A 4,705-nucleotide genomic window follows, 5' to 3' on the forward strand; every position below is an offset into this window, starting at 1 on the left:
GGCCGTGCCCTGGAGCGGGTGCGTCGACGCCACTGAGGCGTGCTCCTTTCCTTCCCTCTCGCCGACCGGGTTAGCTGACGGGTTCGGAGCAGGAAGGTCTCCTACGGCCGGGCCTGGGCCCCGCCGATTCACCCCAAGGAACGTGGTTCCCCGGCTCCCCGGACCCGCCCGGTGAGGGCGTGCCCGCGGATTGAGCGATGGCGCACGGTGCCGTCTGGCTACGGCGTTTCGTACCGCGCTGCGTTATCGAAAGTTAATCCCATGAGGGCCATGATTCCAAGCGCCCTGGACAACACTTTGGCACCCGAACCGGGCGCCCGGGGCGGTTCACCCGGATTCGGCCCGCCGGCGGTGACGGACCGCTACCGGCCGGTTGAGTATCCGTACTCATGTGCCGGAAAGGCGAGTTGGAGAACCTACCGGCATGACCGCAAAGATGCAGACCAGAACCACGGCGGCGTACTTCGGCCAGGCCGTGCTCTCCTTCGCACTCGCCACCTCGGCCCTGGCGATCGGGATCGCCTATCTCCCGGTCAACGCCTGGATGCGCGGATTCCTCGCCGTCGGCCTGCTGTACGAGATCACCTCGGCCTTCACGCTGGCGAAGGTGATCCGCGACCGCCAGGAGGCGGACGAGCTGACCAGCCGGGTGGACCAGGCCAGGCTGGACAAGCTGCTCGCCGAGCACGACCCGTTCCGGGTCGAGGGCGCCTGAACCCGCGCCCCCGGCCGGACCGGCCGGACGGGCGTCACGCGCCCTCGGACTCCTTCGCCTTCCGCACCGCGAAGGTCTCGCCGCCGGCCGACCAGTGGGTCGGCGGGATCTCCTCCACCGCGACCCAGATCTTCTCCGGGTCCACCCCGGTCACCCTGGCGTACGCCTCGGTCAGCGCGCGGGTGATCTCCGCGTTCTGCTCGTCGGTCCGGCCGGACAGCTGCTTGACGTTGATGAAGGGCACGACGCCTCCTGGCACTCGAACCGGCGGGCGGGGCCGGCACCCGGGACCGTGATCACCCGCACGCTACCCCAGAGCCGCGGACGCCTCCGTGGCACCCTTGACGGCTAAGGCTATTAGCATTAGCTTTATGGCCACAGGAGCTCGCCGGACCGGCCGGGCATCCGTCGAGGAGCCCAGGAGGCAGCGATGAACACCACCGTCACCCAGTACGTCACCGTTCCCGGCGGCCGGATCGCCTTCGACGACTCGGCGGCCGGGCCCACCACCGGGACCACCGCCGGGACCGCCGCCGGGTCCGTGCCGGTCGTGCTGCTGCCCGGCATGCTGGACCGGCGCACCACCTACCGGCACCTGGTCCCGCTGCTGACCGCCGCCGGCCACCGGGTGATCACCATGGACCTGCGCGGCCTCGGCGACTCCTCCACCGGCTTCACCGACCACTCCCCGGCCGCCATCGCCACGGACGTGGTCGCCCTGCTCGACCACCTGGGGATCGGGCGCGCCGTCCTGGCCGGCAACTCCTACACCGGCGCAACCGTGGTCAAGGTGGCCGGCGACCGGCCCGAGCTGGTGGCCGGGATCGTGCTGATCGACGCCTTCATCGAGAACCTCCCGCCGAACGCCTTCCAGAAGGCGCTGGTCAAGACGCTCGGCGCGGCCCTGGTGCACTTCCCCGCACTGTGGGGCGCCGCGCAGAAGCTCTACTTCCCCACCGAGCGCCCCGCCGACTTCGACGCCTACCGTGCCGGGCTGGTCGCCATGCTGCGCGAGCCGGGCCGCAAGGCCGCCACCCGGGGCTACGTCTCCGGCGACTCCGCCCCGGTCGGCTGGACCGCCGCGGTGACCTGCCCGGCCCTGGTGCTGATGGGCACCAAGGACGTCGACTTCCCGGACCCCGAGCTGGTGGCCGACCGCCAGGCGGCCGCGCTGAAGGGCCGTAAGGTGATGATCGACGGCGGCGGCCACTACCCGATGGCGGGATTCCCGCAGGCCACCGCCGATGCCCTGCTCCCCTTCCTGCACGAGGTCGCCTGATGCCCAGGGCCGGACTCACCCCCGCCGCCGTCGTGGACCACGCCCTGGCCCTGCTCGACGAGCAGGGCGGCGATGCCCTCACGCTCGCCGCCGTCGCCGCCCGGGCCAAGGTCGCCACCCCTTCGCTCTACAAGCACGTGCCCGGCGGCCTGGCCGAACTGCGCCGGCTGATCGCGGTCCGGGTCACCGAGGAACTGGCCGACCGGCTGGGCGCCGCCGCCCTCGGGCGCAGCACCGACGAGGCCGTGGAGGCACTGGTGGCGGCGTACGTCCGCTACGCCCGCGAGCACCCCGAGCGGTACGCGGCGATACCGCAGGCGCCCGACCCGGCCGACCCCGCGCTGACCGCGGCGGCGACCCGGCTGGTCGAGGCGGTCATGGCGGTACTGCGCGGCTACGGCCTGACGGGCTCGGAGGTGGTGCACGCGACCCGCACGGTCCGCGCCGTCGCGCACGGTTTCGCCTCGCTGACCACCGGCGGCGGCTTCCAGCTCGCGGAGGACCTGACGGTGACCCAGCAGCGGGTGACCGGCGTCCTGACGGCGGGGCTGCGGGACTGGCCCGGCCAGGCCCCCGCCGGCTGAGCCCGCCCCGCGCTGGGCCACCCGTGTCCTGGCGGGGCCGTCGGGCGTTGGGCAGGGCATGAAGAAGCGAAGCATGCTCGCCGTCGCCTCCCTCGCCGTCGGTGTGGTGGCCTCCCTGACCGCCCCCAGCGCGCACGCGGCCCCCGCCGGCGACCGTGGCCCGACCCCGGACGCCATCACCGCCCCCGACGTCCCGGTCGACCTTCTCGGCACCGTCTCAGGCGGCAGCCCCGACCTGGACGGCCTGGACGGGCTGCCGGGGATCCAGGCCTGACCGGCCGCACCCTCCGACCTGCTCCTGGGCCACCCGGACCACCGGGTGGCCCTCGTGCTGTCCAACGCCGCCCGGCCCCGGGCCCGATCCGCCCCGCGTCCGCCGCTGACCGGAACCGACCTGGGGCGACCGGTTCCTGACCGTGGCCGACCGGGCGCCGGTATGGCTTCGGGTGGGTTTCGAGACCGTTCTGTCACAGTCCGCGGGTGAGACTTGGTGGGTACCCGGACGCTCCCAGCGCTCCGGCCGCCCCGAGGACGTGGACAGATGCCCCAGACCGTGGAGCCCTCCCGGACCGCCGCCGGACTGGTCCCCGCCCAGCGGACCGGGACCGCCCGTCCGGGCGTCCCCGCGGCCGGCGCCACCACGGGCGGCCACCTCGCCCGGGCGTACGCCGTGGCCCGCGGTCTGCGCGCGCTGCGGCCCGTCCCGGCCCGCGCCCAGGAGCCGTACGGCGAGTCGGACGGCCAGTAGCTGCCCTCCGCCCCGACCGGGCGGCTGCCCGAGTGCCCCCGGCGGCCGTGACCGAGTGCGACGCCCGGCCGGAGCGCGTGGCGCCGCTGCCGCCGGGTGCGTCCGGGCCGCCGGCGGCGGTGGTGCGGCCCGGGGTGGTCGTGACGGGGATGCCGGGCGAGGAGCAGTTCCGGCTGATCATCGGCGCGAGGGCGCCGGACGGATCACCCCGTGTACGCCGTCAAGTTCGTCGGCGACCAGCACCGATGCGTCCAGGTCGGGGAGTTGGAGGATTCCACCATCCTGTGAAAGTTTGACTGATTAAGCTCAATTGACGACCGATCGGTTCACACGAACGTAGGATCATCGCCCTAGACTTCGCCGCGTGACGATGACTCAGTGGTGCGGAGCAGCAGCCGGCGGCCTCGCCGTCCTCGCCTTGGTGGCCGCCGCGAGGTTCCATGCCGTCACGGTCACCCTGCGCGGTCGGCTCGCCGACCAGGACCGGGAGCTCGACCGGCTGCGCGCCGACCTGGCCGAGGCGCTCGACCGCCGCTCGGCCGAGAACGCCGCCGTCCAGCAGGAGCAGGACCTCAACTCCGCCACCCGGCGGGCCTTCCTGAGCGTCGCCCGCCGGATCCTGGTGATGGCGCACGACCAGCAGGCCGGGCTGGACGAGATGGAGCGCACCCACGACGACCCGGCGCTGCTCGACGGCCTGCTCAAGGCGGACCACGCGGCGGCCCAACAGGCCCGGCTGGCACAGACGCTGGCGGTGCTCTGCGGCGCCCGGGCGGGCCGGCACTGGCCCGAGCCGGTGGCCCTGGAGGACGTCGTGCGCGGCGCGCAGTCCCGCATCCTGCCGTTCCAGCGGGTGGTGGTGCGCAGCCGGATCGAGACCGCCGTGGTCGGCGCGGCCGCCGAGGCGCTGATCCACGCGGTGGCCGAGCTGCTGGACAACGCCACCCGCTACTCGCCGCCGTCCACCCAGGTGTTCGTGACGCTGATGTCGGTGCACAACGGCGCGGTGGTGGAGATCGACGACTGCGGCGTCGGCATGCCGGAGCAGGCGGTGGAGAAGGCCGCCGCGGCGCTGGCGGGCGGCGGCAGCCTGGAGGTCTCCCGGCTGGGCGAGGTACCGCAGTTGGGGCTCGCGGCGGTCGGCCGGCTGGCCGAGCAGTACGGCTTCCGGGTCACCCTCAGCTCGGCGCCCTCCCCGTACGGGGGTGTGCGGGTGGTGGTGCTGCTGCCGAACGCCCTGCTCACCGAGCCGCTGCCGACCGCGCTGCCCCCGGCCCCGGCGGGCACCCTGGTGCTCCCCGCGCCCCCGGCCCGGGTGCCGTCGCAGCCCCGCGCGGTGGCCGCGCCGGGCGGTCCCGAGCGCTCGGCCCCCGCCGCCC

At 74.2% G+C, this 4,705-nt stretch carries 7 protein-coding genes and 1 riboswitch; of the genes, 6 read left to right on the forward strand and 1 reads right to left on the reverse strand.

Going from position 1 to position 4,705, the window contains the following annotated elements:
• Nucleotides 1-44: 44 nt before the first annotated feature.
• Nucleotides 45-207: riboswitch (cyclic di-AMP (ydaO/yuaA leader) on the reverse strand.
• 217 nt (nucleotides 208-424) lie between these two features.
• A complete protein-coding gene (locus AA75_RS40080; protein WP_033825413.1) occupies nucleotides 425-715 on the forward strand; it encodes a YiaA/YiaB family inner membrane protein in 291 nt (96 codons plus the stop codon).
• A gap of 34 nt (nucleotides 716-749) precedes the next feature.
• On the opposite strand, the gene AA75_RS40085 is transcribed toward AA75_RS40080, so the two are convergent.
• Nucleotides 750-959, reverse strand: coding sequence for a 4-oxalocrotonate tautomerase family protein (locus AA75_RS40085; protein WP_033825414.1), 210 nt, complete (start codon nucleotides 957-959; stop codon nucleotides 750-752).
• A 186-nt stretch (nucleotides 960-1,145) separates the two neighbouring features.
• Between AA75_RS40085 and AA75_RS40090 the strand changes: the two genes are divergently transcribed.
• The 5 genes from AA75_RS40090 to AA75_RS40110 all read left to right on the forward strand — a co-directional run.
• Entirely contained in the window at nucleotides 1,146-1,994 is an 849-nt protein-coding gene (locus AA75_RS40090) for an alpha/beta fold hydrolase (protein ID WP_033825415.1), read from the forward strand.
• Complete coding sequence (locus AA75_RS40095; RefSeq protein WP_033825416.1) at nucleotides 1,994-2,578, forward strand: TetR/AcrR family transcriptional regulator; 585 nt, start codon at nucleotides 1,994-1,996, stop codon at nucleotides 2,576-2,578. The genes AA75_RS40090 and AA75_RS40095 overlap by 1 nt, the downstream gene beginning before the upstream one ends.
• 58 nt (nucleotides 2,579-2,636) lie before the next feature.
• On the forward strand, nucleotides 2,637-2,852 hold the full coding sequence (locus AA75_RS40100; protein WP_149038661.1) for a hypothetical protein: 216 nt from the start codon (nucleotides 2,637-2,639) through the stop codon (nucleotides 2,850-2,852).
• Nucleotides 2,853-3,119: 267 nt separating this feature from the next.
• On the forward strand, nucleotides 3,120-3,326 hold the full coding sequence (locus AA75_RS40105) for a hypothetical protein (RefSeq protein ID WP_033825418.1): 207 nt from the start codon (nucleotides 3,120-3,122) through the stop codon (nucleotides 3,324-3,326).
• A 370-nt stretch (nucleotides 3,327-3,696) separates the two neighbouring features.
• On the forward strand, nucleotides 3,697-4,705 hold a 1,009-nt coding region (locus AA75_RS40110), incomplete at its 3' end, for a sensor histidine kinase (protein WP_033825419.1).

It is taken from the genome of Kitasatospora sp. MBT63 (assembly GCF_000710465.2).
Taxonomy (GTDB): domain Bacteria; phylum Actinomycetota; class Actinomycetes; order Streptomycetales; family Streptomycetaceae; genus Kitasatospora.